Source organism: Varibaculum massiliense (assembly GCF_900106855.1).
Lineage (GTDB): Bacteria > Actinomycetota > Actinomycetes > Actinomycetales > Actinomycetaceae > Varibaculum > Varibaculum massiliense.
The window spans coordinates 978458-1005437 of sequence record NZ_FNWI01000004.1; the positions used below are offsets into that span (position 1 = coordinate 978458).

32 protein-coding genes, 1 tRNA gene and 1 pseudogene are annotated in these 26980 nt (G+C 53.1%); 8 read left to right on the forward strand and 26 right to left on the reverse strand.

Annotation, left to right across the window (positions count from 1 at the left end; genetic code table 11):
• Positions 1-456 precede the first annotated feature (456 nt).
• Genes BQ5456_RS04415 through BQ5456_RS04430 form a run of 5 tightly spaced genes read left to right on the forward strand, consistent with a single transcriptional unit; the run spans position 457 to position 4353 of the window.
• Positions 457-837, forward strand: a complete 381-nt coding sequence (locus BQ5456_RS04415) for a plasmid mobilization protein (RefSeq protein ID WP_071128935.1) — start codon at positions 457-459, stop codon at positions 835-837.
• Positions 834-2546 carry a relaxase/mobilization nuclease domain-containing protein gene (locus BQ5456_RS04420; RefSeq protein ID WP_071128936.1) on the forward strand — a complete coding sequence of 571 codons (1713 nt, stop codon included), beginning with the start codon at positions 834-836 and terminating at the stop codon, positions 2544-2546. Before BQ5456_RS04415 ends, BQ5456_RS04420 begins: the two co-directional genes overlap by 4 nt.
• A gap of 12 nt (positions 2547-2558) precedes the next feature.
• Entirely contained in the window at positions 2559-2930 is a 372-nt protein-coding gene (locus BQ5456_RS04425) for a DUF4913 domain-containing protein (protein ID WP_071128937.1), read from the forward strand.
• 12 nt (positions 2931-2942) lie between these two features.
• A complete protein-coding gene (locus BQ5456_RS10395; RefSeq protein WP_159428756.1) occupies positions 2943-3083 on the forward strand; it encodes a hypothetical protein in 141 nt (46 codons plus the stop codon).
• Positions 3076-4353: a hypothetical protein gene (locus BQ5456_RS04430; protein WP_071128938.1), complete on the forward strand. Its 1278-nt coding sequence runs from the start codon at positions 3076-3078 to the stop codon at positions 4351-4353. The genes BQ5456_RS10395 and BQ5456_RS04430 overlap by 8 nt, the downstream gene beginning before the upstream one ends.
• A gap of 73 nt (positions 4354-4426) precedes the next feature.
• Here the strand turns inward: BQ5456_RS04430 and BQ5456_RS04435 are convergent, their stop codons facing one another.
• The 10 genes from BQ5456_RS04435 to BQ5456_RS04480 all read right to left on the reverse strand — a co-directional run bounded on the left by BQ5456_RS04435 (position 4427) and on the right by BQ5456_RS04480 (position 14475).
• Positions 4427-5125 carry a glutaredoxin domain-containing protein gene (locus BQ5456_RS04435; RefSeq protein ID WP_071128939.1) on the reverse strand — a complete coding sequence of 233 codons (699 nt, stop codon included), beginning with the start codon at positions 5123-5125 and terminating at the stop codon, positions 4427-4429.
• Positions 5126-5138: 13 nt separating this feature from the next.
• On the reverse strand, positions 5139-5660 hold the full coding sequence (locus BQ5456_RS04440; protein ID WP_071128940.1) for a hypothetical protein: 522 nt from the start codon (positions 5658-5660) through the stop codon (positions 5139-5141).
• An 86-nt stretch (positions 5661-5746) separates the two neighbouring features.
• Positions 5747-6424, reverse strand: a complete 678-nt coding sequence (locus BQ5456_RS04445) for a hypothetical protein (protein ID WP_071128941.1) — start codon at positions 6422-6424, stop codon at positions 5747-5749.
• Complete coding sequence (locus BQ5456_RS04450; protein ID WP_071128942.1) at positions 6424-8283, reverse strand: type IV secretory system conjugative DNA transfer family protein; 1860 nt, start codon at positions 8281-8283, stop codon at positions 6424-6426. The genes BQ5456_RS04445 and BQ5456_RS04450 overlap by 1 nt, the downstream gene beginning before the upstream one ends.
• Positions 8276-9751 (reverse strand): ATP/GTP-binding protein, encoded by a 1476-nt coding sequence (locus tag BQ5456_RS04455; protein WP_143037023.1) that lies wholly within the window; start codon positions 9749-9751, stop codon positions 8276-8278. The genes BQ5456_RS04450 and BQ5456_RS04455 overlap by 8 nt, the downstream gene beginning before the upstream one ends.
• 2 nt (positions 9752-9753) lie before the next feature.
• Positions 9754-11253, reverse strand: a complete 1500-nt coding sequence (locus BQ5456_RS04460) for an SCO6880 family protein (protein ID WP_071128943.1) — start codon at positions 11251-11253, stop codon at positions 9754-9756.
• On the reverse strand, positions 11250-12590 hold the full coding sequence (locus BQ5456_RS10400) for a hypothetical protein (protein WP_159428757.1): 1341 nt from the start codon (positions 12588-12590) through the stop codon (positions 11250-11252). The genes BQ5456_RS04460 and BQ5456_RS10400 overlap by 4 nt, the downstream gene beginning before the upstream one ends.
• 251 nt (positions 12591-12841) lie before the next feature.
• Positions 12842-13567 carry a DUF8175 domain-containg protein gene (locus BQ5456_RS04470; RefSeq protein ID WP_143037026.1) on the reverse strand — a complete coding sequence of 242 codons (726 nt, stop codon included), beginning with the start codon at positions 13565-13567 and terminating at the stop codon, positions 12842-12844.
• A gap of 12 nt (positions 13568-13579) precedes the next feature.
• Complete coding sequence (locus tag BQ5456_RS04475) at positions 13580-13870, reverse strand: hypothetical protein (RefSeq protein ID WP_071128946.1); 291 nt, start codon at positions 13868-13870, stop codon at positions 13580-13582.
• Positions 13867-14475 carry a hypothetical protein gene (locus tag BQ5456_RS04480; RefSeq protein ID WP_143037027.1) on the reverse strand — a complete coding sequence of 203 codons (609 nt, stop codon included), beginning with the start codon at positions 14473-14475 and terminating at the stop codon, positions 13867-13869. The genes BQ5456_RS04475 and BQ5456_RS04480 overlap by 4 nt, the downstream gene beginning before the upstream one ends.
• Before the next feature lie 49 nt (positions 14476-14524).
• Here BQ5456_RS04480 and BQ5456_RS04485 point away from each other — a divergent pair, with 49 nt between their 5' ends.
• Complete coding sequence (locus BQ5456_RS04485; protein WP_071128948.1) at positions 14525-14848, forward strand: hypothetical protein; 324 nt, start codon at positions 14525-14527, stop codon at positions 14846-14848.
• Between the two features lie 138 nt (positions 14849-14986).
• Here the strand turns inward: BQ5456_RS04485 and BQ5456_RS04490 are convergent, their stop codons facing one another.
• The 13 genes from BQ5456_RS04490 to BQ5456_RS04540 all read right to left on the reverse strand — a co-directional run bounded on the left by BQ5456_RS04490 (position 14987) and on the right by BQ5456_RS04540 (position 22809).
• A complete protein-coding gene (locus BQ5456_RS04490) occupies positions 14987-16252 on the reverse strand; it encodes a hypothetical protein (RefSeq protein WP_071128949.1) in 1266 nt (421 codons plus the stop codon).
• Positions 16245-16406, reverse strand: coding sequence for a hypothetical protein (locus BQ5456_RS10405; RefSeq protein ID WP_159428758.1), 162 nt, complete (start codon positions 16404-16406; stop codon positions 16245-16247). Before BQ5456_RS10405 ends, BQ5456_RS04490 begins: the two co-directional genes overlap by 8 nt.
• Positions 16403-16558, reverse strand: coding sequence for a hypothetical protein (locus tag BQ5456_RS10410; RefSeq protein ID WP_159428759.1), 156 nt, complete (start codon positions 16556-16558; stop codon positions 16403-16405). The genes BQ5456_RS10405 and BQ5456_RS10410 overlap by 4 nt, the downstream gene beginning before the upstream one ends.
• Complete coding sequence (locus tag BQ5456_RS04495; RefSeq protein ID WP_071128950.1) at positions 16551-17210, reverse strand: hypothetical protein; 660 nt, start codon at positions 17208-17210, stop codon at positions 16551-16553. Before BQ5456_RS04495 ends, BQ5456_RS10410 begins: the two co-directional genes overlap by 8 nt.
• The gene (locus BQ5456_RS04500; RefSeq protein ID WP_071128951.1) at positions 17203-17673 is read right to left on the reverse strand and encodes a signal peptidase I; all 471 of its coding nucleotides are present in this window, start codon (positions 17671-17673) and stop codon (positions 17203-17205) included. Before BQ5456_RS04500 ends, BQ5456_RS04495 begins: the two co-directional genes overlap by 8 nt.
• Positions 17664-18287, reverse strand: a complete 624-nt coding sequence (locus tag BQ5456_RS04505; RefSeq protein WP_143037028.1) for a hypothetical protein — start codon at positions 18285-18287, stop codon at positions 17664-17666. Before BQ5456_RS04505 ends, BQ5456_RS04500 begins: the two co-directional genes overlap by 10 nt.
• Positions 18280-18780, reverse strand: a complete 501-nt coding sequence (locus tag BQ5456_RS04510; RefSeq protein ID WP_071128953.1) for a hypothetical protein — start codon at positions 18778-18780, stop codon at positions 18280-18282. The genes BQ5456_RS04505 and BQ5456_RS04510 overlap by 8 nt, the downstream gene beginning before the upstream one ends.
• Positions 18781-18783: 3 nt before the next feature.
• Entirely contained in the window at positions 18784-19515 is a 732-nt protein-coding gene (locus tag BQ5456_RS04515; RefSeq protein WP_143037029.1) for a hypothetical protein, read from the reverse strand.
• 123 nt (positions 19516-19638) lie between these two features.
• On the reverse strand, positions 19639-20652 hold the full coding sequence (locus tag BQ5456_RS04520) for a hypothetical protein (RefSeq protein ID WP_071128955.1): 1014 nt from the start codon (positions 20650-20652) through the stop codon (positions 19639-19641).
• Positions 20653-20934 (reverse strand): helix-turn-helix domain-containing protein, encoded by a 282-nt coding sequence (locus BQ5456_RS04525; protein WP_071128956.1) that lies wholly within the window; start codon positions 20932-20934, stop codon positions 20653-20655.
• A complete protein-coding gene (locus tag BQ5456_RS04530; RefSeq protein ID WP_071128957.1) occupies positions 20927-22066 on the reverse strand; it encodes a helix-turn-helix domain-containing protein in 1140 nt (379 codons plus the stop codon). The genes BQ5456_RS04525 and BQ5456_RS04530 overlap by 8 nt, the downstream gene beginning before the upstream one ends.
• Positions 22063-22293, reverse strand: a complete 231-nt coding sequence (locus BQ5456_RS04535) for a hypothetical protein (RefSeq protein ID WP_071128958.1) — start codon at positions 22291-22293, stop codon at positions 22063-22065. Before BQ5456_RS04535 ends, BQ5456_RS04530 begins: the two co-directional genes overlap by 4 nt.
• A 279-nt stretch (positions 22294-22572) precedes the next feature.
• Positions 22573-22809: a MerR family transcriptional regulator gene (locus BQ5456_RS04540; RefSeq protein WP_071128959.1), complete on the reverse strand. Its 237-nt coding sequence runs from the start codon at positions 22807-22809 to the stop codon at positions 22573-22575.
• A gap of 85 nt (positions 22810-22894) precedes the next feature.
• Between BQ5456_RS04540 and BQ5456_RS10725 the strand changes: the two genes are divergently transcribed.
• Positions 22895-23278: a helix-turn-helix domain-containing protein gene (locus BQ5456_RS10725; RefSeq protein ID WP_083378509.1), complete on the forward strand. Its 384-nt coding sequence runs from the start codon at positions 22895-22897 to the stop codon at positions 23276-23278.
• Here BQ5456_RS10725 and BQ5456_RS04545 read toward each other — a convergent pair.
• The 3 genes from BQ5456_RS04545 to argS all read right to left on the reverse strand — a co-directional run bounded on the left by BQ5456_RS04545 (position 23234) and on the right by argS (position 26033).
• Positions 23234-23309 (reverse strand) — tRNA-Arg (locus tag BQ5456_RS04545). The genes BQ5456_RS10725 and BQ5456_RS04545 overlap by 45 nt on opposite strands.
• A gap of 543 nt (positions 23310-23852) precedes the next feature.
• Complete coding sequence (locus BQ5456_RS04550) at positions 23853-24347, reverse strand: arginine repressor (protein WP_071128960.1); 495 nt, start codon at positions 24345-24347, stop codon at positions 23853-23855.
• Between the two features lie 15 nt (positions 24348-24362).
• Entirely contained in the window at positions 24363-26033 is a 1671-nt protein-coding gene (gene argS, locus BQ5456_RS04555) for an arginine--tRNA ligase (protein WP_071128961.1), read from the reverse strand.
• An 81-nt stretch (positions 26034-26114) separates the two neighbouring features.
• Here argS and BQ5456_RS04560 point away from each other — a divergent pair.
• A pseudogene (locus tag BQ5456_RS04560) lies at positions 26115-26978 on the forward strand (fructosamine kinase family protein); the annotation flags it as partial.
• Between the last annotated feature and the right edge of the window lie 2 nt (positions 26979-26980).

Here is a 26980-nt window from a genome sequence, read left to right on the forward strand (position 1 = left end):
ATTACGGGAAAATTTCTGGTACACGTACCCGAAATTGTTCCGGTACAAAATCTGTATGCAAATCACGTCCTTAGAATCTTCTCATAACGTGACCTGCGTCATATTTTGGAAATTCGCCTCCGGCGTTGCCGGACGCAAGATGTGTTCCCATGTACCCATAGGAACCTTGTAGGACTTACGTCCTAAAGTGCGCTTCGCTGGGAAACTCTTTGTTACATGGCTTGTTACATGGTTTTGTACTGGGCTTGTGCCGGGAAATTTTGCGGTACACATTCGCAAACTTTTATGGAAAAGTTTTTGAAATTTTTCAGGAAAATTTCCGGTACAAGTACGCGAACTTTTTCTTAAACTTTGCCGCTAACTTTTCTAGTTCGAGGCACCGATCTACTGGGCGGTGGAGAGTTTGCCGGGGCTTCTTTATATAGGCATGGAAGAAGATAAGAGCAAGGCTGTCCTATGAGCCGTAGACAACCCAACGCGCGCGGCAGCTACACGCGGGTAGTTAAAGCGAAGGTAACTGAAAGTGATTATGAAAAAATTACTAGCGCGGCTCAGCGAGCCGGTATGAGTATTGCTGCATGGATTGTTAAGAGAACGGCCACCGATCCAGAAATCTTACAAACGATTGACGTTGAAGGACTAGCGGAGGCGGTAACGCAGTTGAGAATCCAGCAGCGCACCCTTGCCGGAATGGCAACTAATCTAAACCAGTTAGCGCACTGGGCAAACGCGAACGAGAACTTTCCTGCTACCGCTATTCAGTTCACTCAAGTAATCAATACGCAACGCCAGCGCTGCGCCGAAGTAGTAGACGCGCTTAGGGAGCTTTTGCCATGATAATAAAGCTCATTCCTGCCAGGGATGCAACCAGCCTGTTTGAGTACCTGGCAGGGGAAGGAAAACACAACGAACACATAGATCAGCGAGTTATCTATAACAACCAAGCATCCCCTGCCGATGCGGCGGTGCCGATCACAAAAAAAGATGCTAAAAGTCTAGCTACCGATTTTGAAACCTATCTCAAAGAGTACGGATCAACCCGCACATTCAAATCCAATCGGAAAGGGGCAAAAAATAACAGTAGGGATAAGCTAAACCTGTATCACGGGGTAATATCCCTTGACCCGGACGAAACCCCGCCAAGTGATGAAACCTGGGCAAAAATAGTAGACCGCTACTCCACCCTCATGGGTTGGCAAGAACCAGACGGGAACTATGCACCTGTAATCGCTATCGCACACGGTAAATCTGCCGGGGGAAGTCCTCACATTCATTTTGCGGTATCCACCGTAATGGCTAACGGGCAAATGATCCCGGACTCGAACTGGAAACGCCGCTCAATAAAAGCCAAAAGAAAGATCGAGGACGAGTTCGGTCTAAAACCAATCGAAACTGAGCGAGCCGGATACTCCCACCGCGACTGGAAACAAGCAGAAGAAAAACGCCGCAAAGTACGCGGGCGAACCGTTAAAGAATCACGTTATCTGCAACGCATCGTAGCCTCTGCCGCACTAGCAGCAAACAATGAAGCAGAGTTTGCAGCACTACTACGAATAAGCGGGCTAGATATAAACCCGCGTTTTGGAAAAGACGGTAACGCTACCGGGTATGCAGTAAAAATAAAAGGCGATCCCGAGTGCCCCTGGTACGCGGCAGGGAAACTCTCTCGACACCTCACCCTACCCGCGCTGCGGCAAGACCAAGGATGGGAAAAAACCAGCAACCTCGAAGCCGCACGGTTGCAGTGGGAAAAAGGCTACGCAATCTCTTTTGGTGCGCCACCCCCGCTATCAAAAGTTATGCCCGACTATGCCCGGCGTATTCGTGCATTTTCTCGCACAGCGCCCACCTCACCGGCATGGGCTACACGCGCGCGAGAAGCAGGCTCAGTTCTAGCCGCTATGAGCATGAGAATCGAGAAAGACCAGCCCGGAAAACTATGGCAAGCAGCCCTTACCCTATACCGGGCAGGAGAAACCGCGCGAAGGCAAAACCCAACCCAAGTAATGCGTGAATCAAAAATGCTTGCACGCACCCTACTAATATCGGCCAGACTCACCCGATCTAACACCAACCGGATACTGGCCGCCTCAATCATCATGGCCGGGCATCTACGGGCACAAAAACAGCTACAAGAACAATACCGTGCCGCAAACCAAATCCACGAAGTGATCCGTCAAACCTTAACGGAACTACAAGCCAACCCGCCAGAAGCAGGCGCGCCCTTAACTGCCCGCCCGATAGCGGACTTAGTGCCGCAAAGCGAGCTAGATAAAGCAATAGACGCTGGCAGAATTATTTACACGAAAGGCAAGGACACATGGCTAATCAAAGGAAAGAACCTAACCCCTGGACAAGTCGTTACTGTAACCCGAAACGATGGCGAAAAAGACCAGGTGAAAGTTGGCCAACTAACCCGCACAAACAAGGCTGGCCACAACTGGGCAACCTTCACCAACATTCCCACACCCGCTGCGCCGCGCCCGGCAAGCACCGGGCAGGTAACACCAAAGCCACGCGGCACCTCTCATGATCTTGAAATCTAAGGAAGGAAACTGATGGAAACAATTTTTGAAAACGCGGCAGATTTTACTGAACGCTATATCCGATACAACTGGGATCGGAACCTACGCGATGACACCTCTAGGCAATGGTGCCCACAGTGGTGGTGCCACCCCGAAGCGTACACGCGAATAACCTTCCTGTGGGCATGGTATGAATTCGCGTTCACCTCCGACTCTTATTCCGAAATGGCGCAATGGCTACAATTCTTCGACTACGAGATGGATGCACTCACCCAACCCGGCGGATGCTTTAGACATTGCGTAGGAGGGCACAGTGATGCCGTAGCCTACCAAGCCGAAGAATTCCCCCTCACCCCCGCCATAGACGCACTCGCGTTCCAAAGCGAAGAAAACAAACAACAGTAAAGGAAAACAGCCATGAATGATATGAACCTGCTAATCGGATCTTTAGCCGAAACCGTAGACCAACTTAAAGCCGAACTCGAAGGTGCTTTAAGCCGAATCAGCGTCCTTGAAAACCAACTCGCAACCCCGTTGGAAGAACCCGAAAATGAGTGAACCAATCTGGCGTAATCTCGCCACCCTAGATGACCAAGTAACCTGGGCACGGCTATTAAACTCCATGCCGCGCTTTTACCATTACTCCCCTGCCAACGCCTACCAAATCGCGGCCTGGCAAACCGAGTTAGCTAAAACTGATCCAAACATAGCCATAGGAGAATTAGCACTTACTAGAGCTGGCTGGAACTACCTCACAGCAGGGGGGAGAGGCAGAGCCATCAAAAAAACCGCCAAACCACTAACTCTTACATTCCTTGACCTAGAAGGCCAAGAACAAACCTGCCAAATCTACACCTATTCCCAAACCTATGGCCGCAAAATCCGCAAAGAAGCCCTACCCACACCGATAGCCGCGCCCGCACTCCAAGACCGCCTGCACGCCCTACTAGCACGCCGCGCACTATCAGTAACCCGCACCAGCACAGCACCGGGAGGTGGCCGCCTAAGCGAGAATCAACACTCAATAGAACTACCCGAAACCCCACTCACCCCGCCACTGATCCACGCGACCTGTCACATCATTGACCAACCCGATAACCTACAAATCAACCATGACGGCAGCGGTGAAATTGTGGCACAAGCCGCCACCTACGCCCTGTGCAAACACATACGTGACCCGCAGGCTCCACCCCCGCCACCACCGCCTGCCCGATGGGCTGGCGGTGACCAAATCCTGGCCGCAGATATTTATTCCCGCACCATATATGCAATCCGACAAATCCTATCCGGCCTTGAAGATGACCCCAGGCCGCTTTGGGGCAAAGCTGCACTACGCAGAATAGAAAACGCCAGGGTAGCCACCCTCACACCACCAAACAGCGAAGCAGGCAATACTGGCAATGCCAGCAATACCAGCATTGCCGATATTCCTGGCAACCCCGATCCCAGACCAATAATTCCGGTAGTACCCCTAAGCCTGTTCACCCCGAATCAGCGAGGAAAAAACTTAAACCTCACCATTGCCGCCAACCCTCCCGACAACGAAGCAGAAAAACTCGCCTCCCGCCTACGCACCCTCAAAGTCGCGTTCGATACCGCCCGGCTTGACCAAAACCCCGACCTAGAACAGGCCGGAAAAAAGGCCGGATATAAAACCGGGCCGATCCTTTTCGCCGAAACCACGCCGCTCATGGAAGGAGCCGCCTGGCACGACATCATGCAAGCCACCAAGAAAGCACGCACCCTACTACCCGTAGAAAAACGGCCAGACTCGCGTGTGAGAGGACAAAAACCCTACCAGCTATCCAGACACCAACGCGGCATATAACCGCGTTAAAACCTCAATACAAATGGTTAAGCGTGTACCCCCAGGTATTCCCTGGGGGTACACGCTTATTTTCTTACATGGCCATGCCTGGCTGCGGTAGCGCGCGTGGACGTACCGGGTTGGGTGGCTTATTCTTACGCACGGGAGGCGCACCCGAATAGGTCATTTTGCCTTCGCTCCACGACTCTATATAGATCGCTTTACCTTGCTTGTCGTAGCGCTCCACACACCGCCCGCCATCGAGTACCCCGTTCTTGGTACGCCGAACTTCTTTCAACGTGCCATCACGGTGATAAGCATATGATTCTTCCCGCCAGTTATTCTCGTCATAAAACACCCGTTCGTCCAGGACTCTGCCATGATTTACGTGCTGTTCTTGAAACAACTGCCCGTTTTCTAAGAATTGTTGATACGCTGCACCGTCCGAGTTGTGTACCCTGCCCTGATTGTCCTTCCAGATGCGATAACGGGGTACACCTCCCGTCCAATACGATTCGGTCAGTACCGCGTCATTATCGCTAGGCTTAAACAAGGGTGGAACAGATTTTAACTGGTCAGGCCGGTATCCGCTCCATGCCTTGATCTGGTCACCACCCCTGTTTACCATCACCACTGGTACGGAAGAAAATCCCTGTGCCTTTAGCTGATCTACCCAGTGCGGAGCATACTTACTTCTATACGGGATATTGTTTTTTTCCAGCCACCTAGTAGTCGATTTACACTGCATACAGTCCGGTTTTGTATAGACTACCACCTCAACATCATCATTCATTATCTGCACCTGCCTATGCCAGGCCAGGGGCAGCGCTAGGTGCCCGCCGCACAGCGGGCTTTACCGCGCTGTTAGCGGTATGAGCAGTGGATGTGGCCGCGCCTTTACTGGCGGGCTTTGCGCTACGGGCAGTACCAAGGGCTTTATTCATGTCACGCAACCGGGCTTTTTCACCCTCAGAAACCCCGCCAGGCACGGCCGATTCTTGACCGTAATTGCGCGGCCACGGCCGATCCGAATAATTCACGTACCTGCCGGTATTGCGTTCAAACTCCCGGTGTAGCCGCCCATCACCGGTACCGCCCAGCAAATCCGCATCTATAACGTCATAGCCCAGCCCGCCTCTAAAGGTGTGTTGGCCTGCGCTATTTACCCGGTGGTTACGAATATGATCTGCCGGGTTCAAGCCGCGATCATGATAAAACTTCTCCACCAATGGCCAATCATTGGGGTGGATAGCAAATGTTCTCACCCCCGTCATCGGGTTTTCTCGAAGGATTTTAAGATGCATCCGGTCACGCCAGTAATCATCCATTAAAATTCACCACTCAATCATTTATGGAAACTGCACCCTTAATGGGTCTTGCATCTCTATAAAGATTGAGTGGCAAACCCTGCACACTATTTACTCATTGAGGTAGCGCGCTGACGGCGAGCCTGCCTTACCCGCACGCGCCGTACTTGTTTACCCTTGACCTGTTTCGGATCAGGGCTGCGCCCAGCAATAGGTTTACCGAAAGCCGCGTGTTGATCGGCAATACTCGCCGCCTCAGTTTTACTAGCACCGCTAGATTGCAAACCATTAGCAACCTCGCGCTTATGCTCACTAGACCCATACACCACCTCACTAGATGAGGCCGCCTCCAAGCTATCAGTGCGAGCATGGCGGGAATCGGCTTGAAGATCATCTATTAGCTCCGAATCGGCTTCAATATCCCTTGCATCCTCATTAGCTATGACTTCCCGTGCCTGCCGATCAAGGGAATCTGCCACCTCGCCGCGATCCACGCCCGAATCTTTTAACCGATCTGCCTGTGCCTCTAGCGCGTTGGCTTCGGCAATGAGAGCTTCAAGTTCACTATCGGAAACCCCGTCAATAAGATTGGCTAACCGGACGCTATCACCGCCGGATTGAGTAATCATTTTCTCAAAATTGCCAGGTGCCCAGGACGCATACTGCCGCATAATGATAGTTTCTCTAGCAATATCGCTTACCCTAGCGGCCACCTGCCCAACCCTTTGCTGGCCAGAATGGACAGTGCGCAGCACTTCACCCCAGGTTTCATCACTTTCTTGCATCAGTAATCTCCTTGTCTAAATTGTTTGGTATCAAATGCAAACACTTGCGTATCTACCTGGTCAGGATTAGGTGGCGGTGTCCAGTCCTCTACCTGTTCAGCGCTAAGTAAATGAATAGTTTTCATTTCCTCTAAACCGGGCAGGGCAGGAACATAGTCGCGCCTCCAATAAGGAACCGGGTTAATCAGCACCGGCCGCATACCCGCCCCCATAACCACAGCCCTACCCGTAGGAAGTGCCGCTAGATCAGCTACGGGTAAAATCTGTTCGCGCGATACCTGCCGTGAAGTAGAAACCCCCATACCCTTCCCATAGGAAGTAGATACGTGGGTTGTCCAATACTCACCCACCAGGTCTGATACTGCTTTAAGGAACTCGGTTTCCGATACCCCGCCCCCATAAACCTTGATCGTGGCGGCAGACCAAAGTTTTCGCATACCCTCTTTACCCCACACCGCTTCGCCTTGGGAATAGGACTGCAAAATCGTGTCCACGATAATGCCGCGTGAACCATAGTGGGAATACATATCGGGTAGCCGCGACCACTTACAGACGTTTGCCGCCTCATCGAGTACCAGCATCATCGGCACCGCCAGCCTTCCTCTCGCTTGCCGTTCCGCTTCGCGTTCGGCCGCTTGTGCCACCGCCACTGTTAGCGCAGTAACCAGCGGGCCTGCCGTGCCCTCACCTTCCTTAGAAATCATGAACAGGCTTTGCCGATTCTCTTTTCCTCCCTGCCGGTTAGCCGCGCCCTCTTTATGCCAGGTAGACACAAACTCGGCCACGTCAAACCGGCGGGCACCCGGACTCGGGGTAACCCAGGCCATAGCGGCAGCATTTAGCATGACAGTACAAAACCCGCGCGCAGTCTGTATATATCCATCACGCTGTTTCGGATTGACCGCATACATACCCGCTACTAGCTCACCCAATGCACCATCACCTGAATACTCAGACTCTTTTAGCACCGATACTGGGGATAGATCGTTCGGGTTTTGCAGCCACGACCACACCTGGGAGATCGGGAACCCTCCCCTAGCTGCCGCTAAAAATAGGCCAGCCAGCAAATCCTGCCCGGCAGGATCAAAGTGAGGATCGACCCGTGCGTCAGCAGACCGGGTAGCAGACGCGAAAATTTCTGCCAACTCCTTAGCCTTCACCGCATCCGTCACAAATGTAAGCGGATCCCAATACCACGAGGTGGCTTCACCCACAACACCTTGCGGATCAAACACCCACACCTCATCGCGGCGCGCCCGATACCTACGGCAAATATCTACCAGGTCACGCTTGTTTGAGGTAGCAACTATCACACCGGGGGCATCACAAATAAGCGGTACTGCCCGCGCGGTAGTTTTCCCACGCCGAGGACCCCAAATATCAATCATGACATCCTCGAACCCTGCATAAACACCACTTCCCGCGCCAACGGCGCGGCCAATAAGCATCCCCGGCGCGGCCACGCCTAACGCTTTCGAGGATTTACGGGTATTGGCCAGACTTGCCCTGCCTACCCCGCGCGGAGCCATCACTCGCGCCATATCATCAACCAGTTCCCGCTTACCGCGTAGAACTTTACGCAAGGCAAATAACCCGACTATCAGGACAAACGTCACCGCAAACAGGGCTGCGGTACACCCGATCTGAGCGTGAGTCCATATCCGTTTACCTAATAGTGTTTCAATCAATAACTGGACTGGCCGAAACCCGCCCATACGAGAACCAGAAAATAGCCCGCCTAGCTCATAGCCTGCCCAAACCAGCACAGCCAGGGCGAACCCGCCACCAATAGCAGTGATAACTCCCCACTCGTGCCAAAAAGTGGACGTGCCACGCGCCCCCGTAGTGCTTTTATTCACCACTACCCGCCTCATGCCGGTTAGCCCACAACTTATTAGTGTCACTAAGTGCCAGTTCACGGTTAGTTAGCTGCACCTTGATAGGGATACCAGGCCGCTCAGCCACCTTAATTAAGAATTTTCCTTGACCGGGTGGAGCCTGCTTTTCACCCGCTGTTATCTGCCAAGACGGCGGGGATTGCCAGGAAACTAGCATCGCTTTTTCCTGGCTAGAAAGCGGAATCACCTTCGCTACTTTCTCAGTTTCTTCCGCACTCAACCCCCCGCACAGCACCATCCCTGAGCGGGCAACGAACCCTTTAGCCTTGGCCACATCCTCCGGATTAGGTAAAGCCTCAAGATCGTTAAGGGTGTGAGTAATCATTGCCTGCCCTACCCCGCGCGCACGGTTAAGCCGGGTTAGTTCATCAATCCGATTAACCATGCCCACGCCCGCGCGAAGAATACGCCAAAGCTCATCCATCACGATGAAATAATGGCGGCGCGGGGCAAGACCCGCGTTCGCTAACGCTTGCGCCACGTTTACTTGCGCAAAACCATAAGACCAACAAGTCAGCAGTACCGCGCCTTGAATATCCTGAGCGGCGCGATCCAAGTCGGAAACATCGAAAACCACCGGGCGATCCAGACGCATCGCGGTCGTGGTAGCCTGCCCAAACACTTGACCCCACCTACCCACGGTAAGCGCTGTAAGTGAGGCTTCTAAAGCCTCCGTAGCTTCCTCATAACGGCTACGATCACCCCTAGAAAGTGCTACATCATCCAAAGCCGGTGGCATAGCGCGAATAACCTCTAACACGTCCGCAATAACTGGAACCTTCCCAGGATTATTCTCATCAAAAACGCGCAGCGCCTCAGACAGGATCGACTCATCACGATCCCCGATACCGCCACGGCGCACCAACTCAATAAGTGCGCACACCATCTGCACCTGCCTAGAGCGCGCCTCACCGGCCAGCAACTCCCCTTCCTGGCCACCAATACGGCGTGCCGCCTGCATAGCCCCGCCCGTATCGAGCGGGTTAATCAGGTCTTTACCGGCACCCACAGACACAACCTGCCCATCTAAGGCAGCCACCAAGTCCACATAGTCCGGTTTAGTATCACCCAAAACCAGCGGCACCGTGCCCTGCCCGGCCAACCCAAGCGCCATCCGGCGAATCAAAGTTGATTTACCCGTACCCGGATTAGCCAGGCAAAACACGGACGGGTTAGAAATAAGGCTCGCGCGCTCAAACCATGAGATCGGGTCGCAACACACAGTCGATACGGTACGTAAATTAAGCCCCAACGGCACCCCGATCATCGGGGCAGACGTACCCGAACAGAACGGATACAACCCGCAAACCTGCACGGAAGTTCCACGCCAAACCGGCAATTGTGGAACCCGCATCATACGTCCAGAAAATCTTGCTGCCGGGGCACCCCACTTATCCAAGGCTTTAACCCGCCGTTTCTTGCGTGCCAACGTTATCCCTCCATTACCGCAGGAAGAAGGGAATACTCACTCGGCACAATCCCCAAGGGCAGACAGGCCGCAAACCCTGAATCCTGCAACCCCCAACAACGCCTAAGCCTGATCCTGGCCGCAGAGGCGAGATTATCAACCACCGCCGCTACATCATCTACCGAACAATCCCAAGAACCCGTAGCAGTCACAAACAACCCGAATTCTTCCAGTCCGGCACCGCTGGCTTCTTCCGAGGCAGTTTGAGCCGCGTTCGCGGCCTCTAACGAAAGACGCGCAACCTCTTTCTTGTTACCCTGCAAACGTTTCGCCGCATTCCGGTAATCCTTGTCCACCACAGTGGCAGTTTTTCCTGCCGGGATAGGGCGATAAACCAGCGTGACCCTTTTGCGGCGAATCTGGGAAGAAGGCTCAAGCAGGGAGCTGAGAACATCCGATCTAACCACACCCCTGGGGGCATCACACATTGCCCACGTAATCGAGGTTGCACCCTCATGGCGATACCGATCCCAATATGCTTTTGACGCACCGGGGCCAGCATCTTTCCACCTAATCTTTGGTGCCTTGCCTGACTCATAGGCAGCACGCGAAAACACGTCCTGCGAATCAGGGTCATATGCTACCCGCACCAGCGCGGCCAGCCCCGCCCCGTCCAACGGGCGCACATTACCCGCGCCCGCCCCGGAAAGCATCGAAGTAAGCCCTGGTAGCTGGCTTGACAGTTCGTGACACATATCTTTAACCCCGCGCGCCTTCGAGGTTGAACGCGCCTGACCGGCATAGGTTAAAGTCACGTATCCACCGATCCTAGCTGCGCCCACCGGGTAAGAATCCGCTACCTCATCAAGCATTGCTTTAGCTAACGGGTGCGCATCTCGCGCCATATTACCCTCGATTTCAGCGCGCAGACCGAATCCGGAATCTGGTGCAGTTTCTATACACGCCTGAGCCTGCACCAAGCCCACTTGGTGCCCGAGTTCAGCCAAAAACTGACCCCACTGTGCTACCCAGTTATCAATCACATCCCGATCCACCAGTGCCATACCATCAGGGGAAACCTCCAACACTACCGAGTAGTACCCGGTCTGCTGGTGGTGTAAAACCGCAAATAATCGCCCATAGGCATCGCGCGCCTCATACAGCGCGGTCGCAGCAAGAATCCCTGGCAGGCGATAAGACCCCCGAGAAGCCACATTTAGCAGCCCTGAAACATATTTATCTGTACCCGCCTTGCGGGATCGAAAAAAGCTCATCCTATCTCCTAAAACATCACCAACAGACCTGCCAGACCGGCCACGAATCGAGAACACCCCTAGCGCGCAAGCCCCTGCCGCTAGCAGGGAGCCGCCATAGCGAAGCGAGTTGGTAAATAAAATAATCAGCATACTTACCGCGAATAACACTACGAACGAATAAGTAGTAAACGCGGAAAATTTCCATACACCGGCCGAAGCGGGCTTACGCCAGTTCCCATAACCAGGAACCTTGCGAACCTCACTCACTTATATTCCACCGCCCCCTCAGCACTAGAGCGAGCAGCATCAGCGGTCATGGACGCAGCCTTCTTAGCGCCATCAGCCGCAGCACCTACGGCCGCACCGGCAACTATTCCTACCGGGCCAGCCGCAGCCCCTGCCGTAGCACCGGCACTGGCTCCACCGGCAGCCGCGCCACCCCCGGCCGCACCAGCCGCGCCAGCCTCGCTGGCAGCGCCAGCATTACCAGCACCGCTGGCAGAAGATGAACTGCCGCCACTCCCTGTGCCCTCACTGGTTGCGCCCGCAGAACCGCCGCCACCAGAGCCAGAGCCAGAGCCGCCAGTATCGCTGGCACCGCTGGCAGAAGATGAACCAGACGTGCCAAGCATCTTTGACATCATCTTGAACTGAGCGATAGTCGCTCCGCCCGCCAGGGTGGCACCGAACATTCCAGCAGCCATACCACCTGCCGAAGAATCCGAGGATCCAAGGGCACTGGCGGTTGCTGGCATTACCAGTTTCATAAGGGCTGGCATTGCAAACACGCACCCAAGCAATAAAGCTAGGGGAGTCAAGGCAAACGCCGTAACTGAATTTACGTCATTAACATCTTTAAGCGGCGTGTTACAAAGCATCAGCGCGGCTGACCAAATAAGGGCACCAACTGGCTTAAACAGCATGAACGCGACCGTCCATGCCACTATCTTTTGGCACCATTCCCAACCGAGCTTAGTGGACGCGAACGAGGCCGCGATCGGCCCCATACCGGCCAAAATGAGTAGAATACCGCCGCGCAGCGCCAACTGGAACATCAAAATTAGCGAAATTATTAGCACGAAAATAACTAGAATAAACGACATAAGCCCAAAAGCTGCCGGGCCAGCCGCCGGGCCAGCCCCAGCAGCTAAATACCCCACCATTTTAGCCAGACCGTCAGGCTTTACCGGGCCAGCAATCCATTTAGCCAACGCATCCGTACCAGCCAAACCTAAAATGCACGCCGAAAGCCAGCCCGAGGACATTAGCGCGAACGTGAACAGGCCACGCGCAATATCACGCAACGGCTCACCGCGCTGCGTAATCACTATCCGTGCCGCACCAATCATTAACGAACACACCATTAACAGCCCTGCTAACGCGCCAAATGAGGTGGAAGTTTTATTAGTGATTTTCGCGCCCATCGCTGAATCGGGCAGGATCGGGGTAAACTCGATCCACATTTTCCCTAACATCGCTAAAAGCCAAGAAAGTGGCTTAGTAATAAACCCTATAACCCCTTCAAAAGCAGAACTCGCTAACTGCCCGAACCCATCAGTTAGCGCGTCCGTTATCGCTGACTTCATAATCTCAGATGGTGACAAACTCGGACTGTTTGCAGCCTTAGCCACTGCACCTGTCACAGCATTTGTCGTAGCATTTGTCGTAGCAGAAAGTCCCTTCCCAAGCGAAGCATTTGTCTTTTTGACAAGATCTTGCACCGGGGCTTTAATAGCCTCCAACTGCTGTTCCCTATCATTAGACGGGTCAGCCTGAGCAACCGGAGCAGTAAATAAGCAGGCCAACGCAAGAAAAACAGCTAAAAATACTAAAACAACCCGGCGGGCTTTACACATTATTCATCACCCACCCGCACATACCGCCAGGAATCATCCAAGTCGAGCTGATCTAAAACCTTCATATTGGCACTGCCGAAAACCATGCGCCAATGCCAATCTCCGCCAGTAAATTCCATCGGCATTTTTACCCATACACTCGTGCCTATCGGGGTATCGGAAACTAGTTCAACCTCACCATTAACCTTGCCGTAACCGGTCACGCGGTAAGCAAATACCTTGCTCCCCCCACGTACCGCGAGATTATCTAGATCGGCTTTATCAAAATCGGCAGTTATCTGGCGGGCTTGCGCCAAGTTCGGGCCAGACACAGAAAACTTAACCACATCAGGGCGAGCAGACGTATCCCACGCCTGCCAAATGTTCATCGCCGCCAAAGCCATGCCGGCACGGGAATGTTCAAAACAGCGCGGGGCACCCGCCTTAGTAACCAGGCCGGGGCCGACATTTTTCACATACCCAATATCAGTACCAGAACTCACTGGCCGCCAATCAATGCCGCTACCAGAATCTAAGTTCTCTCTATCAGAGGCACCCATGTTGCAGGGCGAATCCCCCCGGGCAATTATCTCGGCCTGCCCAATGTTATCCTTCGACTCAAACAATCCTGGTAAATAGCTCCACGCAACTACCGCGACCGCCGCCAGCAACAGCGCGGCCAAACCAAAGCCCCATCCCGGCCAGGTTTTACGGCCTGAGTCAAGCCTCCTGCTTCTTCTACCCACAACGCGCCCCCTTTACATGAGCGCGGAAACTATTTGCGTGGCCACACCAATAATCACGCAAGCACCCATAGCAAGACCCAGCCGCTTGGTAGCACCGGCAGAACGATTTTCGTCCTGTAACGCCAACATTGCGCCCGCAATTAAGAACCCGATAACCGCAAGCAAGGTAACAATGGACTTAACCCAGCCGCCCATTGTTAGGAATTTATCCCAGCCCGGAGGATTAACCGCCGGAACATCCGGTGCAGCCGCACCTACAATCCCAACCAAGTGAGATACCGCGTTGATAGTGTCGATAATCATTTATTTTTCCTTTCAATCAAATGTTTGACTTTCAAAACTTGTTTCGGAGCAGCCAGCCCCTCCACGGAGGCCACCGAATAACATTCCTCAGAAAATGGCACAAGAAACGCTTCACTAAAAGCGCCCCCAACCAGCTTGAAAAGCGCTTTCACTTCCCTTGAAATCCTGCCGGGAATCGCGCAGGTGGCAACCAGAAACAACTCACTAACCGCGCCGCCCCGCCCAGATGACCACACTTGAGCGGCCTTTGATGCTTGTTCTAGGCCGTAAGCCGAAGCAGTACACGCCACCAGCCCTATTACCGGCCATGCACACGAGGGGAACACGCCCGGATTCAGTACCGGCAGGCCAAGCCAATGCCCAAGAGAAGAAGATCGTGACCCGCCGTGCGATGCTAAGACCACGCCTGGCGCGCTCACCGTTTCAAAACGGGAGGGGCCGACCTGCGCCGAGTTTGCCGGATCGGGCAGCAAAAATCTGCCCGGCTCATCCTGAACACTCTCAGAAAGCACCGGGCTAGGCGCTGGTGGCTCTACCGCGAACGCAATCTCCGCTGGCAGCCCTAAAAACCCTTCCTCCACACCTATATAAAGACCGCCCGGCACACCACCTATATAAAAGCGGGAAGAATCATACCTAAAGGAAGGAAAACTGATGGAAAGCGAAAACCAGCATCCGGCAGATATTCAAATCCAGCCAGAAGGCACCTACACTACAAATCTTCGAGGCATCACCAAAAGCCACGCAACACTTAAAGACGCGATAGCCGAGATACAAACCAAAGCCAAAGCCTGGGATAGCCCCATACCTTGCACCATAACCACGAAGGCAGGAACCTGGCCGGCAATCATCCCTCAAGAAGGAAACCCGCAGCCCACTGGTACGCCACCTGCGCCAAATCACTCACCCGCCCCGGCCGCGCACCCACGGCTAGGTGGCGGGAAAATCGTGGAAACCATCCCACTAAAGCCCCTGTGACCTATCACACTCGCGCCCGAATATCAGGGTGTCACTATGACACCCTGATACCACCAAGCATTATGACCTCGCTCACACTAACTGTCGGGCGTGGTTTGTCTAAGTATTAAGACTTTTACCCACTCCCACGAGATACAGCTACTTAACGATGCCTGTACCGGTACACGTCATGGACTCATCAGCGCCAAGGAATGTTTTCGGGCAGGTAACTTTCACGCCCTTGGAGTCGGTAACCTTAATATCCCACACCGGGCTTGCGCCAATGTTCTTAACCTTGTAAGTAAATTCCACTTCGGAGCCGGGCGCGATAGGCAAGCCAGAGGTTTTACCGTTACCGTATTTGCTTATCCGCAGTTCCCCAGGCATATCAGGTCTTTCGCAAGCAGAACTACCAACGCTGATTACAGTTTTGTCCTTGTTGGCCAGTTCAATAGTTAGCCCCGACTTCATAGTCATCTCAGCGAATTCTGCACCGTAACCACTAGGATCGGGTTGTTTTGACCAAGCCTGTTTACAAGGGCTTTCCTCACCAAACTGCAAGCCCGGCTTTTCCCACGGGAATTCGGATGTATTTCGCCGTAAGCAGTTACCTTTAGAAAGCACTTTAACGTGAGGTTGCATAGGATCTACTTGTTTCCAGTTGGCAGTCCACTGGCCGGGGCTACCTATCATTCCCGGCTTTGTAAAATCACCGATAGCGGTAGTGCCTTCCTGGTCGCTTTCTTTACCGTCCTGCTTAATAAACTTATACGTTATACGGTTGGTAGAATCCACTAGGTCATATGGGGGCGAAGTAGTGTTAGCAACCAAACCGCTGAAATGGGGGTTGAGTTTTTTCTCGATGTCGCTATCAAATGAATTACATTCCTGGTCATCATGCCCGCCACATGCATTGTTGTGCATAAACACCAGCGGGGAGTTATCAATCATATATCTAAGTTCATACTCATTGGTGCGTTCGTTTGTGTAGTCGGCTACCCGAAGCGCTATATCACTAAGCGTTATCTCCACATCCAATAGTTCCCCGGTTTTGGCTTCGTAAGCGGCTTTTGGCCATCTCAAAGTGATGCTGCCGGGAATGTTTTGAGCCTGGCCACTGTAATCGGTGATCGCGGCTTTATCTACGTATTCCACATACATACGTTTTCCCTGGACAAGCCTAAACTTCCCATCAGGGCTATATGTATAGGTGGTGCCAGGAATATCCCCAGGCACTTTTTTTCCGCCAGTTACTTGCGCATCGTTTAACGAAAAGTTACTTTTCCCGCCAATGCCGCAGTTAAATTCGCAGACTTCTGGTTTATCTTCCGCCCTAGCTGGGGAGCTAATCCCCATTAGGCCGGTAACGGCTACGCCTAGCAGCGGAATCATAACAGCCAGTTTTTTCAAAACGCTTTTATTCATGTTTCTTTTCTCCTGTGCTAATCAGCAGCCATGTCGCAATCGCTATCCCGGTAACCCCAAGACCAGCGGATACATATAACTGATCCAGTATTAGTAATACTGGGCAAGCAAGCAGGCAGGCTGTCGCTAGGAACGCGAGAAGTATTTTGATCACTGGTTCACCTCGATTTTGCTGGCAAGAACTATTAACACTGCCCACCCTGTGATTGCTAACAGCACGCTCACAAGGGGCAGGTTAAGCGTGTAACAGATCGGGGATAATAGAATCATTCCTAAGCCAGCTATTCCCGCTAATGTTTTACTCACGATGCCTCCTAATCCCGATACCACCAGCAATACCGGCTGCACTAATACCGATAGCGGCCATAATCCCGGCACCGGTAACCGCTAAGGGTGTAGAAATGCTTGGTTTGTCAGGGGATGCCACCACCGTGGCAGGCGCGGGCGGGGTTTCGGTTTTGGGAGGGTCTGGATATTCTGCTTCAACCCTTATCTTTACTACCGCTTTTTGCCACCCCGCATTAACCCTATTTCCACTGGTGGCTTCAAAATCGAAGTTGTAATCTAGTACCGTATTCGCGGCTTCATCTACTTTCAGTTCTGCTCCGTCAATACCTTGAAGTGGCAGTGGAGTGGTCATATCTTTTACCGGGATACCATTTACCGTTAAATCTTTGAAAAAGTCATCCGTTCCGCCTTTAAGGATTGACCATTGGCTGGATTTGAGCCGGATCTGTTTCTTCGTGTGGTTGCACACCTTAAACGTTTTTTTCTCGTTTATACTCGGTGCTATGGTGCCACCTTCCAAGATCGGCAGTTCGGCCACGTAGCCATCTCCTTCCTTCACAAAGTCAGCGGTGGAGCTTTGCACCCCGTCCTCGGTGAACGAAATGTCGTAATCGGCACCGCCGCAGCCTCCTGCCGCCAGGGCTGCCGATAATATGATTGCGCTAAGCATCTTTCCTGCCTTTCGGTGAAGTCTTGGTTAGCGATAACCAGATAAGTGCCAGGGCGCAAATACCCACCCCGATCTGATAGGGGCGGTGATAAACACCGTTTTGTTTAAAAATGCCGGTCACTATGCCCATTACTTGAGATTGGTCAATGGATGCATCATCTACTTCGTTGGCATCGCCTCTGGTGGTCAAAGTTTTACCACCAGCGCCTATCGCTACTATTCGGTGTACTATCGGTACCTGGTATCCTGGCGCGTCAATCAGGATGACTTCCCCAACTTGAGGATCGGTAACCGGCCTAACCAACACATATGATCCTGCCGGAATGGTTGGTTCCATTGATCCGGTTTTGATCTGGTACAACTTACCGCCCACCAGGATCGGGTAAGCGTTTACCGCTATAATCCCGATAATCCCTAGCGTGCCGAGCGTACCGCAAAGTTTCTTTAGGATTTTCACTTGCACCTCACCGCCTCACGGTAAAGATTTACCTTCGCGCTGATCGGCTGCTCGTCACGGTACTTCTCGGTTAATTTGGCGTTCCAGGTGTCCTTATCCTCGACCTTTTGCCCGTACACGTTTACACCCGTAACTTGACCAATGTTTTCGTACTCCCCTACTTGTTTTTCCTTGTTAGCACCGGATGTTTTAGCTACCACACACGCATATTTAGCGGTGGAAGAAATATCTTCAATCTTCCCGCTCGCAGCATCGCAGGAACATTTGGAAGGATCATCTACTGCACTGACGCTGTATTCATAGCCTGGTAGTTTCGGTGCTATATCCAAGGCAACTTTGAAGGGCTTACCCGAAGCACTGTAAGAATCCATAGGGATAGCAACCGCGTTACATTCCCTGCTGTCTACGTCAGCTTTAGAGAATATGGATTTTTCCTCCCCATTAGCTTTGATCCCCATAACGTTAAATGCCTCAGTTTTAACGGTGAGGCCGGGCGCACTGTCGCTGTCGCTCCATAGCGCCATAGCTGAGGACACAGACGAAAACGACAAGGCCAGCCCCATGCCTAAAGCAAGTATTCCTCGCCGTCTAATAGAGCTAGTTTTCGCGTGTTTACCCATTGTCACGCACCTGCTTTCCGGTAATCTTGGCATCTTCTAGGACTTTCGCAGGAGGTGCTTGCCCCGCTAGCAACCCGCCTAAAGTGGCATCTTTGGTTCCCTCGGCTTTCACCGATTTAGTTAGCAATCCTTCGGTGCTGCCGTGTACTACATCTATCTTCTTGCCTGCCTTATCGGTGATCTCGCTACTGCCTGATATTTGTACGGCAATGTTTTTTCCTTCCGCACTGATCCTCACCGGGTAGGACACCTTGTAGGATTCGCCCGGCTCCACAAACGCGGCTCCATCCGTTACTGCTTCAACATTCCCGTCACAGTCATGGGTGATCGTGGGTAGTCCGGTAATCTCGACTCTTAGGTCACCGGATTGGATAGCGATATTGCCTGCATCTGCTGCATCCTCCCAGTGGGATATGGCAGCGCCAGCACCCCCCAGCAATAAACCAAAAACGCCTAATAATGTTGGTAATAGTAGTTTTTTCTTGTCCTTCACGGGTTACTTGGCCTCCTTAATCTGGATTAACTGCCCGTTAATACCCACTAAGTTCGCATTGGTGGCCGCTCTTACCCGATCCGGGGTATCTTTATCAAAATCGGCTTTGATCCGCAGCACGTAATCGGCTTTTCCATCGGCCTCTTTAGTAACGTCTTTAGGCCACAATTGAAGTTTTGTTGATACTAAGTTTCCGCTGGCAAGCGCTTTACCCATAGGCGCGCCCTTGTCATCGGCTTTAAATATCGCGGTAGTGAACGTTACGCCTTGAGAATCAGCTAATAACTCACCCGTACCTTTGGCTTTAGGATCAACCTTGAAATCCGCCACCATGTTCTTGCCGTCCAGGGCAACATCTAAGGCAATATCCCTTGCCCACGTATCTCCTGGCACCATCTTGTCTTTACTAAGATCGACTATGGTGCCGTTTCTAATACCGTCAGCGGATATGTCGCGTACTGCGCTTTGACTACCAACTTCGTTTATATCCAGATTGCCTGGCTCGATAATAACCTCAGTAGCCTTGGCAGAGTCTTTCCAATACGCACCCGCACCCGCTACCGCGCCCGCACCCAGGCTGAAAGCGACTCCTAATGCCACCACGGCGGCATATTTTCTTGTTCTATTCTTCAAAGCGATCCTTTTGTCGAAGCGTTTAACCGCACCCATATATCGGCGCAGCATCCCGCGCCTATATAAAGACCCCTCGGCAAACAAATCACTTATTGAACGCACTCACCCATATCCAGGGTGAATACTCATAAGCCCTACTGTGAGCTATCGCACTTACGCTTAAATATCAGGGTGTCACCATGACACCCTGATAACACCGGCGCTATGACTTCCCTCACACGTCTTTTATGCTGCTCGAACCTGTCCTAGCCAGGTGGCAAGCCCGGCTGCTTTTTCGGCACCATCGGGAACCAGCGTTTTACTTCCCGCGCCGCGCGCACCGACTACTAGCCGCATCCATTGCTCAGCCTGTTTTGGCATTACACCCATGCCGGCCAATAGCCGATCTTCTTTTACCTTTTGGTATCGGTGTGCTGGCTTATTCGCTGCCGCTATTTGCACTACCCTTAGCGTGCCTGACCACGCTAAGGGGGCAGGCGTGCCGCCTTCTATTAAAACCAGCACCAATGATACTAGCGGGCGCGAAGCCATTAGCACCTCGAAATCTACAAGATCGCTGGCATCTAGGCCGCTTGCTACGGGTACCGCAACCTTTCGGGCAAATGCTAAGTCTGAAATCTCTACATCTCCCAGCAATAGCGGGGTGCGCTTTTGGGAATCTTTCTCTGCCTGCACTTTACGGAACGCATCCAGTAGCACTATCCTCCAAGGATCAGATGAGTTGATAATATCTGCACGAAGTACCCGCACAGACTCCCATGCCTGCGCCAAGAGATTAGCTGATACGAACTTGCACCGCTCAGCCAGGCCGCGCGAGAGTTCATTAACCACTGTTGCACGGGCAGCATCATCCCAGCAACGCTCATGCGCTACCCGCAACGCTAGTTGCAACGGGTCACGCTTAGTTACCCCAACAAAACGGTAGTCCTCTACCGGCAACACCAACGCTGGCTCAACCTGCGGCAATATATGCATTCCCATACGGGAAACCGTGATTGACCCCTTGAAACCCGCAACCCAGTTTTGTGAAATCTCAAGTAAACCCGCGTTTTGTAGCCATAGCCAAGCCCGCGAGATAGAGCTGACAGAATACCCGGTGGCCTGCGCTACGTATTCTTTGGAAACCCCAAGCGCTACCCCGCGTGAGTCCACCCAGCGGGCAAGCTCAAATAGGCCTGCCCTAGCTGGTTTGGATAAGCCTTGTTGCAGACTAACCCAGTTTGCTGCCTGCACACCCACTCACTCCACCTCGCTACCCACGCAACCGATCAGTAGCACCGCACCGAATCGCAACCCGAACATTTGAATCAACCCTGCCCTGACCAGTCGGGATAGCACTCGTTGTACCGTGCGCACGCTAAACCCGGTAATATCGGCTACCCGAAACACCGGACGCATCACAAACCCTGACTCATCAGCCAAACCAGACAACACTAACGCCACGAAACGGGCAGTTGGAGCCTGTTCAACTTCCCATACAGCGCGGCGAAACCCGCCTGGATTAAACCCGCCCTCACTCATGGCTCACTCCTGCTTGCACGGCTTTTCTAAGCGATTGCGACACCGATTCTCCTGCCTGAATCGCCTTATCGAACACGCCGCCACCAGCAGCTAAGATTTTCTCTGCCCGCTTGCGCCAATGTTTTTCGTTACCAACGGCTGACTTGTTGATCCCTAACGCGGCAGGGGTAAAAAACCAGGCCACCTCCCGCGCCACTTCCACCGTCAACGGCTCTGCTTCACTTGCTGTTTCTTCCTCTAAAGGCAGTATTACCTGCTGTTTTGCTGTTAATCGTTCCGGTGGCACAGCGGGAGTGTTTTCGATTCTCCAACACGCTAGGCCGGAAAGATTTTTCACTGTATCGGGTAGTGGATCCTGCCCGATAAATCTTTGCAATTCTTGCCTAGACCAGCCATTACCTAGTCTTTCACGCAGAAGGCTAGTAGCTTTTATTGCTGCCGAAGTAGACAGTTTACGCAGATCGGCAGGCAGGCAATCTCGAATCAAATCCCAATCCGGCGCACCCGGTTGAGTGGCTGTTTTGCCCGCGGAGCAGCTTTGCTGCAAGCGGGCAGAAGTAGTTTCAGATTTTTTTCCAACCAGCCCCGCCTCTACGCGGCCAGGTGCCACTTGGGGGGTAGGGGGGTTGGGATAATTTAATTGACGGTTATATGAATCATATGGTCGCAGTATTTTGCTGGTGTGGACGGCGCTATTTTGCGGATGTGGCTTCACACCCGCAGATTTTGCGTTAGTGGCGCTACCAGCATTAACACTCTTTTTTGCCACACCCGCAGATTTTGCGGATGTGGACAGCGGCGGAATGATTACCGGATTTTTTCGATCCCGGCGTACCCGGTAAGTGGTGCCGCACCGATGCTTATGCGAGGGTCTACCCTCACACGCGCCCTCCCCTGAATCGCACCACCGATACCTTGGTTCCCGCTCGATAAACCCTTTAGCTTCAAGCGAGGTTAAATAATCCGTTAAAGACCGATCTGAACAAAGCGCCCGCCTCGCTATCTCGTGGCGGGCACGCCAGGTAATATCGTCATCATTAGCGAACTCGGCCAAAGCTAAAAGAACTAGCTTTTCGCCGCGATTAACGCCTGCTACTTCATCAAATGCCCACGTAAATGCCCTAATACTCATGACACACCACCCAGGCAACGCGCGGTTGGGCAAGGGGAAACCACACTTACAAGCGGGCCGAAAACGCCATCAGCCACGCCCTGTAATATCTCGGCAGCATCTCTAGCCATATCGGCAGCCACTAACACTTCGCCTTGACCAGAAACCGCTATTTCGCCGCGCACCAGCGCGCGGGCAGCTTCTTCCAGGCCTTGAGCAAGCTCAACAACACCGCAATCTTTACACACAATAAACTCCTAAAAAGAATACAAAAACCTAACCCAACCAGCTAAAACACCGCTGGTCAGGTGAAATAAAAATGAGAAACTAAACGGGAAATACCCTTAAAAACAGCAAATACGGCTAACCTATAAACACCACCCCTTCCGAGGGTTGGTTATGTAGAAAAAAACAGCCGGTACCGGGGAAAATGCTAAAAAGCCCGGTACCGGCCAGGCACGCAACCACGCGCCTAAACCCTCCACCACAGAGGGGAAGATATTAAATATACAAGTCGCGGTGCGCACCTAGATCACCAGCGAAGATTGTTTTTCGTGGAACGCCTCAAACATCTTTGGAGTCAGCAGAAAATTAATTTTCTTTACTTCCTCGCGATAGAAAAAATATCTTCCTGTCGCGGTGCGCAAATGGGAGAGCTTTCCAGCGTTTGCCCAGCGGCGCAAAGTTTGACCCGGCACCCCACACAACCCTTCGGCTTCTGAGGTACCGATCAAACCATTATCTTTAAGCGTTTCAACAGTCATACGTTCAGAATAGTTACGTTTGTTAAAATTAGCAATTATCAGATTGACTGTTTGACCTTTTGACGTTTTATGATAAAATAGAGATATGACGAAACAAGCAATCGCACCTAGCCAATTAAGTGCAGATCAAGCCGTAGGGCTTACGGTTGCTCAATACCTGCAAGCCGCTACCATAACCAGAACAAAGGTAAGTGATGTTCTAGGATGCTCACGAGTAAATGCCAGCAAGAAAGTTGCAGGTAAAGTGGGATGGAGTATTGAGGAAATCTATACTCTGGCAGAATTCTTTGGATTAGACACCACAGACTTATTGCCGAAAAAAGACGATACAGGCTCTTGGCTACCTGCGCCTTTTAACCCTGCGTTCCTGAGTCGGGGAATTGGAAAAACCCCGTCACCGCTGGATCGCAACGAGGACGGGGTTTGGCGCGCTCGACAGGATTCGAACCTGCAACCTTCTGATCCGTAGTCAGATGCTCTATCCGTTGAGCCACGAGCGCATTTGCCGTTACCTAAGCAACTACCTCAGTTTAAGACAGAGCCGATAAGCCCTCCAAATCTGAGACAGCTTATTTAATGCGATTCACACCTCGACGTCCCGGTGGGAACGCGCGGGGTCTGGATTTTTCCTCCCGCCCAAGAATTGGGAAAACGTAGCGACGTTTTCCAAATTCTTATGCCCACCGCACCCACTCGGATAAAACCCAGACCCCACGCTCATTGCATCGCTCGCGACCATGGCGGGGCTGGAAAAACAGTAGAGGTTATCCACCAGAAAATGCGCAGGCGGCATTAGGAAAGCAAGGGTCGCGACCTGTAACGTAGCGCGTAGGGGCAGATTCATGCCGAGGGCTAGCCAGATTTCACATCACGCTGCTAAAGCTTCGGACACCAAGCGTTCAATCAAACAGTGGATATATCTTGCGGTCACTACACGCGGGGTGCGGCCGGTAAAAGATACGAGAGGGGCTTGACCTGCGTAGCAGGTCACGGGGTCCCCGGAGTGCTTTTACCGAGCCAGCCCCGCGGTAAATTTCGGCAAACTAATCGGTAACGAACTGCATAAACAGCTCGTTTAAGGCGTTTGCATCTTCATCGGTTTTGCAGATGACCAGGATAGTATCGTCACCGGCGATGCAGCCGAGCACGGTATCAAACCACGCCATATCGATCGCGCCCGCGAGCAACTGGGCACCGGCCGCCGGGGTGCGCAGCACTACCTGGTTATGTACCACTGCGGAAGATACCAGCAGGTCTTGGCACCATTTAGCCAACTTTTCATTACCGGGATCTTCCTGTCCCCTCCGCACGCGCACCGGATAGGGTTCCGGCAGCATATAGACAGTTTTTCCGCTGGTAGCACGCACTTTAGTGGCACGTAACGCTAACAGATCGCGCGACAAAGTGGCCTGGGTGGTAGGGATTCCCCGTTCAGCCAAGTGGCTCAGCAGTTGCGACTGACTAGAGATTTCCTGTTGATTGAGGATTTCGCGGATTGCTTCCTCGCGCGCAGCCTTGGTGGTCGGTACGGTTGCCATGCCCCTATCTTCCCATTACATCCGCTCGGGAGCTATCACTCCGCAAAGATCCAACCCGTTTTCGAGCACTTGCCGCACAGCCTCGTTCAGGTGCCGGCGCGCCACGTGCGCGGCGGTTATTTCCTCGCCGGAGCGGGGAATCACCCGGCACTGGTTGTACCAAGTGTGATAGCCAGCCGCCAGTTTCTCCAGGTAACGCGGGATCCGATGAGGTTCGCGCTCTTCGGCGGCCAGTTTGAGTTCAGCCGGGTATTGCGCCAAAACCCCGAGCAGATCCTTATCGGCTTGGCTAGAAAGCGCGGAGGCCTCATAGTTACCGTCAGCTTTCACTCCGGCTTCGTCGGCATTGCGCCCCACCGAACAAGTGCGGGCATGAGCATATTGCACATAGTAAACCGGGTTTTCATTGGTATGGGAGCGCAGCAAATCTAGATCAATATCGACAGTGGAATCCATCGATACTCGCACCAACGAATAGCGGGCAGCATCGACTCCCACCGCATCTACCAGGTCATCTAGAGTAATCACGGTGCCGGCGCGTTTAGACATTTTCACTTCTACGCCGTTTTCTTTCAGATTAACCATCTGCCCGATAATGATTTCCAGGCTTTCGCCAGGCTTGCCCCCGAAGGCCGCACACATGGCATACATGCGGTCAATATATCCGTGGTGGTCAGCCCCCAGAATCAAGATTTCATGGGTGGCTCCCCGGCGCTGTTTATCCCGGTAATAGGCAATATCGGCTGCGAAATAGGCGGGATCACCATCCGACTTCAAAATCACCCGGTCTTTATCATCCCCATATTTAGTGGACTTCAGCCAGGTGGCGCCGTCCTTTTCATAGATTACCCCGCGGGAACGCAGCTCTTCGATCGCGTCAGTGACCGCCCCGGAAGTGTGCAGCTCGTCCTCGTGAAAGAAAACATCAAAATCGGCGCGGAAATCATGCAAACAATCTTTGATCTCACCAAACATCAAGGTGGTGCCGGTTTCCCGGAAGTATTCTTCTGCCTGCGCTTCCGGTAGCTCTGCTAGTTGCACGCCCTCTGCTTTAGCGCGCTCAGCCACTTTACTGGCAATATCGAGGACGTACTGCCCGCCGTAACCATCTTCCGGCACTTCTTTGCCTTGCCAACGCGCCAGAAGCGACTTGGCAAAGCGAGTGATCTGGGCGCCGTGGTCATTGAAATAGTATTCGCGAGTCACTTTTGCCCCACTGGCCGCCAGAATCCGGCTGAGGGTATCGCCCACTGCCGCCCAGCGCCCTCCCCCTAAATGGATGGGACCGGTGGGGTTGGCTGACACATACTCCACGTTGATGTTTTGCCCGCTCAAAATTTCGCTGTGACCGTAGTCTTTCCCGGCCTGCAAAATCGTGGAAACAAGCGCCCCGGCAGCGGCGGCTCCCAGCCAAATGTTTACGAATCCCGGCCCGGCCACCTCGGTTTTCGAGATACCTGCTACCTGGTCAAGCTGGTCGGTAATCTTAGCGGCGAGGTCGCGCGGCGCCATGCCCGCTTTCTTTGCCAGCTGCATCGCCACGTTAGTTGACCAATCGCCGTTATCGCGCGAACGGGGACGCTCAACTTTCACGGTTTCCGGGATAGCATCCGAATCTAAACCGGTGTCGGCTGCCAGTTGAGAAAGAATCTGGCGGATTAGGGCACTTAGTTCTTCTGGAGTCATGCTTTAAGCCTAGACTGCCAGGCGTATTTCTCGCCAAATCTGGCGAGCTAGCCCACACCGGCAGGCAGCTGGCACAATAGGAATATGAGTGAGCAGGTTTACCACAAGGTTGATAATCGCCATCCCCAGGCTCTGGAGCTTGAAGAACTGGGGCTAAAGTGGCTGGCAGAGCCGATGGATAAAGGCGGAGTGCACGTGGCGAAAGTCGCGGCATCTGGACGCGGGTTTTTAGACACCGAACTAATCCCCTCCAGCGCGATTACCCGCGAGGCCGCGTACGCCTTCGGAGCAGCCTTGGCGATTACCCACGCGGGCGGAGCCGATTGGTACGGGCAGCCCCCACTTAGCTATTCCGGACCCGGTTTCATGGGTCGCTCCCGCCTAGAGTTAATTTATGAGGACGCCGGGGAAAACTGGGGCGAGTTTTTCGCTGATCACCGGATTATGCCTAACCTGCCGCCCGCCCTCGCTAACGGTTCTATCGATTCGGCCGGAGCAGCAGTTTTAGAGCGGCTGGCCGAGCGCCTGCGGGATGGAATCTTCGACGTTCCCGAACCGGAGCTTGTAAAAACCAAGGCAGCTCGAACCCACGGTGACCTGTGGACCGGGAATGTAATGTGGGCTCCCTCGGGAGCGTTAAAGCGTTTTCCTGCCCTGGCAGGGCGAGGCGCCACCCCCGATCAAGCCTTGCCTTCAGTGGTGGGGGTGTTGATTGACCCGGCTCCTTCGGGTGGACACGCGGAGACTGATTTGGCGGCGCTGGGAGTTTTCGGGCAGCCCTACCTGGAGGAAATCTACCAGGGTTACAACCAGGTCTCTCCCCTAGCTTCGGGGTGGCAAGAACGCATCGGCCTGCACCAAATCCATATGTTGGCGGTACACGCTAACCTCTTCGGAGGATCTTACGGTCCTCACACTGTGCAGCTAGCTAGTCAATATCTCTAGTT

Excerpts from the sequence above, each read along its gene's own strand:
- BQ5456_RS04415 (WP_071128935.1), top strand. The coding sequence starts at position 457 with ATGAGCCGTAGACAACCCAACGCGCGCGGCAGCTACACGCGGGTAGTT.
- BQ5456_RS04420 (WP_071128936.1), top strand. The coding sequence starts at position 834 with ATGATAATAAAGCTCATTCCTGCCAGGGATGCAACCAGCCTGTTTGAG.
- BQ5456_RS04425 (WP_071128937.1), top strand. The coding sequence starts at position 2,559 with ATGGAAACAATTTTTGAAAACGCGGCAGATTTTACTGAACGCTATATC.
- BQ5456_RS10395 (WP_159428756.1), top strand. The coding sequence starts at position 2,943 with ATGAATGATATGAACCTGCTAATCGGATCTTTAGCCGAAACCGTAGAC.
- BQ5456_RS04430 (WP_071128938.1), top strand. The coding sequence starts at position 3,076 with ATGAGTGAACCAATCTGGCGTAATCTCGCCACCCTAGATGACCAAGTA.
- BQ5456_RS04435 (WP_071128939.1), bottom strand. The coding sequence starts at position 5,125 with ATGAATGATGATGTTGAGGTGGTAGTCTATACAAAACCGGACTGTATG.
- BQ5456_RS04440 (WP_071128940.1), bottom strand. The coding sequence starts at position 5,660 with ATGGATGATTACTGGCGTGACCGGATGCATCTTAAAATCCTTCGAGAA.
- BQ5456_RS04445 (WP_071128941.1), bottom strand. The coding sequence starts at position 6,424 with ATGCAAGAAAGTGATGAAACCTGGGGTGAAGTGCTGCGCACTGTCCAT.
- BQ5456_RS04475 (WP_071128946.1), bottom strand. The coding sequence starts at position 13,870 with ATGATTATCGACACTATCAACGCGGTATCTCACTTGGTTGGGATTGTA.
- BQ5456_RS04485 (WP_071128948.1), top strand. The coding sequence starts at position 14,525 with ATGGAAAGCGAAAACCAGCATCCGGCAGATATTCAAATCCAGCCAGAA.
- BQ5456_RS04490 (WP_071128949.1), bottom strand. The coding sequence starts at position 16,252 with ATGAATAAAAGCGTTTTGAAAAAACTGGCTGTTATGATTCCGCTGCTA.
- BQ5456_RS04495 (WP_071128950.1), bottom strand. The coding sequence starts at position 17,210 with ATGCTTAGCGCAATCATATTATCGGCAGCCCTGGCGGCAGGAGGCTGC.
- BQ5456_RS04505 (WP_143037028.1), bottom strand. The coding sequence starts at position 18,287 with ATGGGTAAACACGCGAAAACTAGCTCTATTAGACGGCGAGGAATACTT.
- BQ5456_RS04525 (WP_071128956.1), bottom strand. The coding sequence starts at position 20,934 with ATGAGTGAGGGCGGGTTTAATCCAGGCGGGTTTCGCCGCGCTGTATGG.
- BQ5456_RS04530 (WP_071128957.1), bottom strand. The coding sequence starts at position 22,066 with ATGAGTATTAGGGCATTTACGTGGGCATTTGATGAAGTAGCAGGCGTT.
- BQ5456_RS04540 (WP_071128959.1), bottom strand. The coding sequence starts at position 22,809 with ATGACTGTTGAAACGCTTAAAGATAATGGTTTGATCGGTACCTCAGAA.
- BQ5456_RS10725 (WP_083378509.1), top strand. The coding sequence starts at position 22,895 with ATGACGAAACAAGCAATCGCACCTAGCCAATTAAGTGCAGATCAAGCC.
- BQ5456_RS04550 (WP_071128960.1), bottom strand. The coding sequence starts at position 24,347 with ATGGCAACCGTACCGACCACCAAGGCTGCGCGCGAGGAAGCAATCCGC.
- argS (WP_071128961.1), bottom strand. The coding sequence starts at position 26,033 with ATGACTCCAGAAGAACTAAGTGCCCTAATCCGCCAGATTCTTTCTCAA.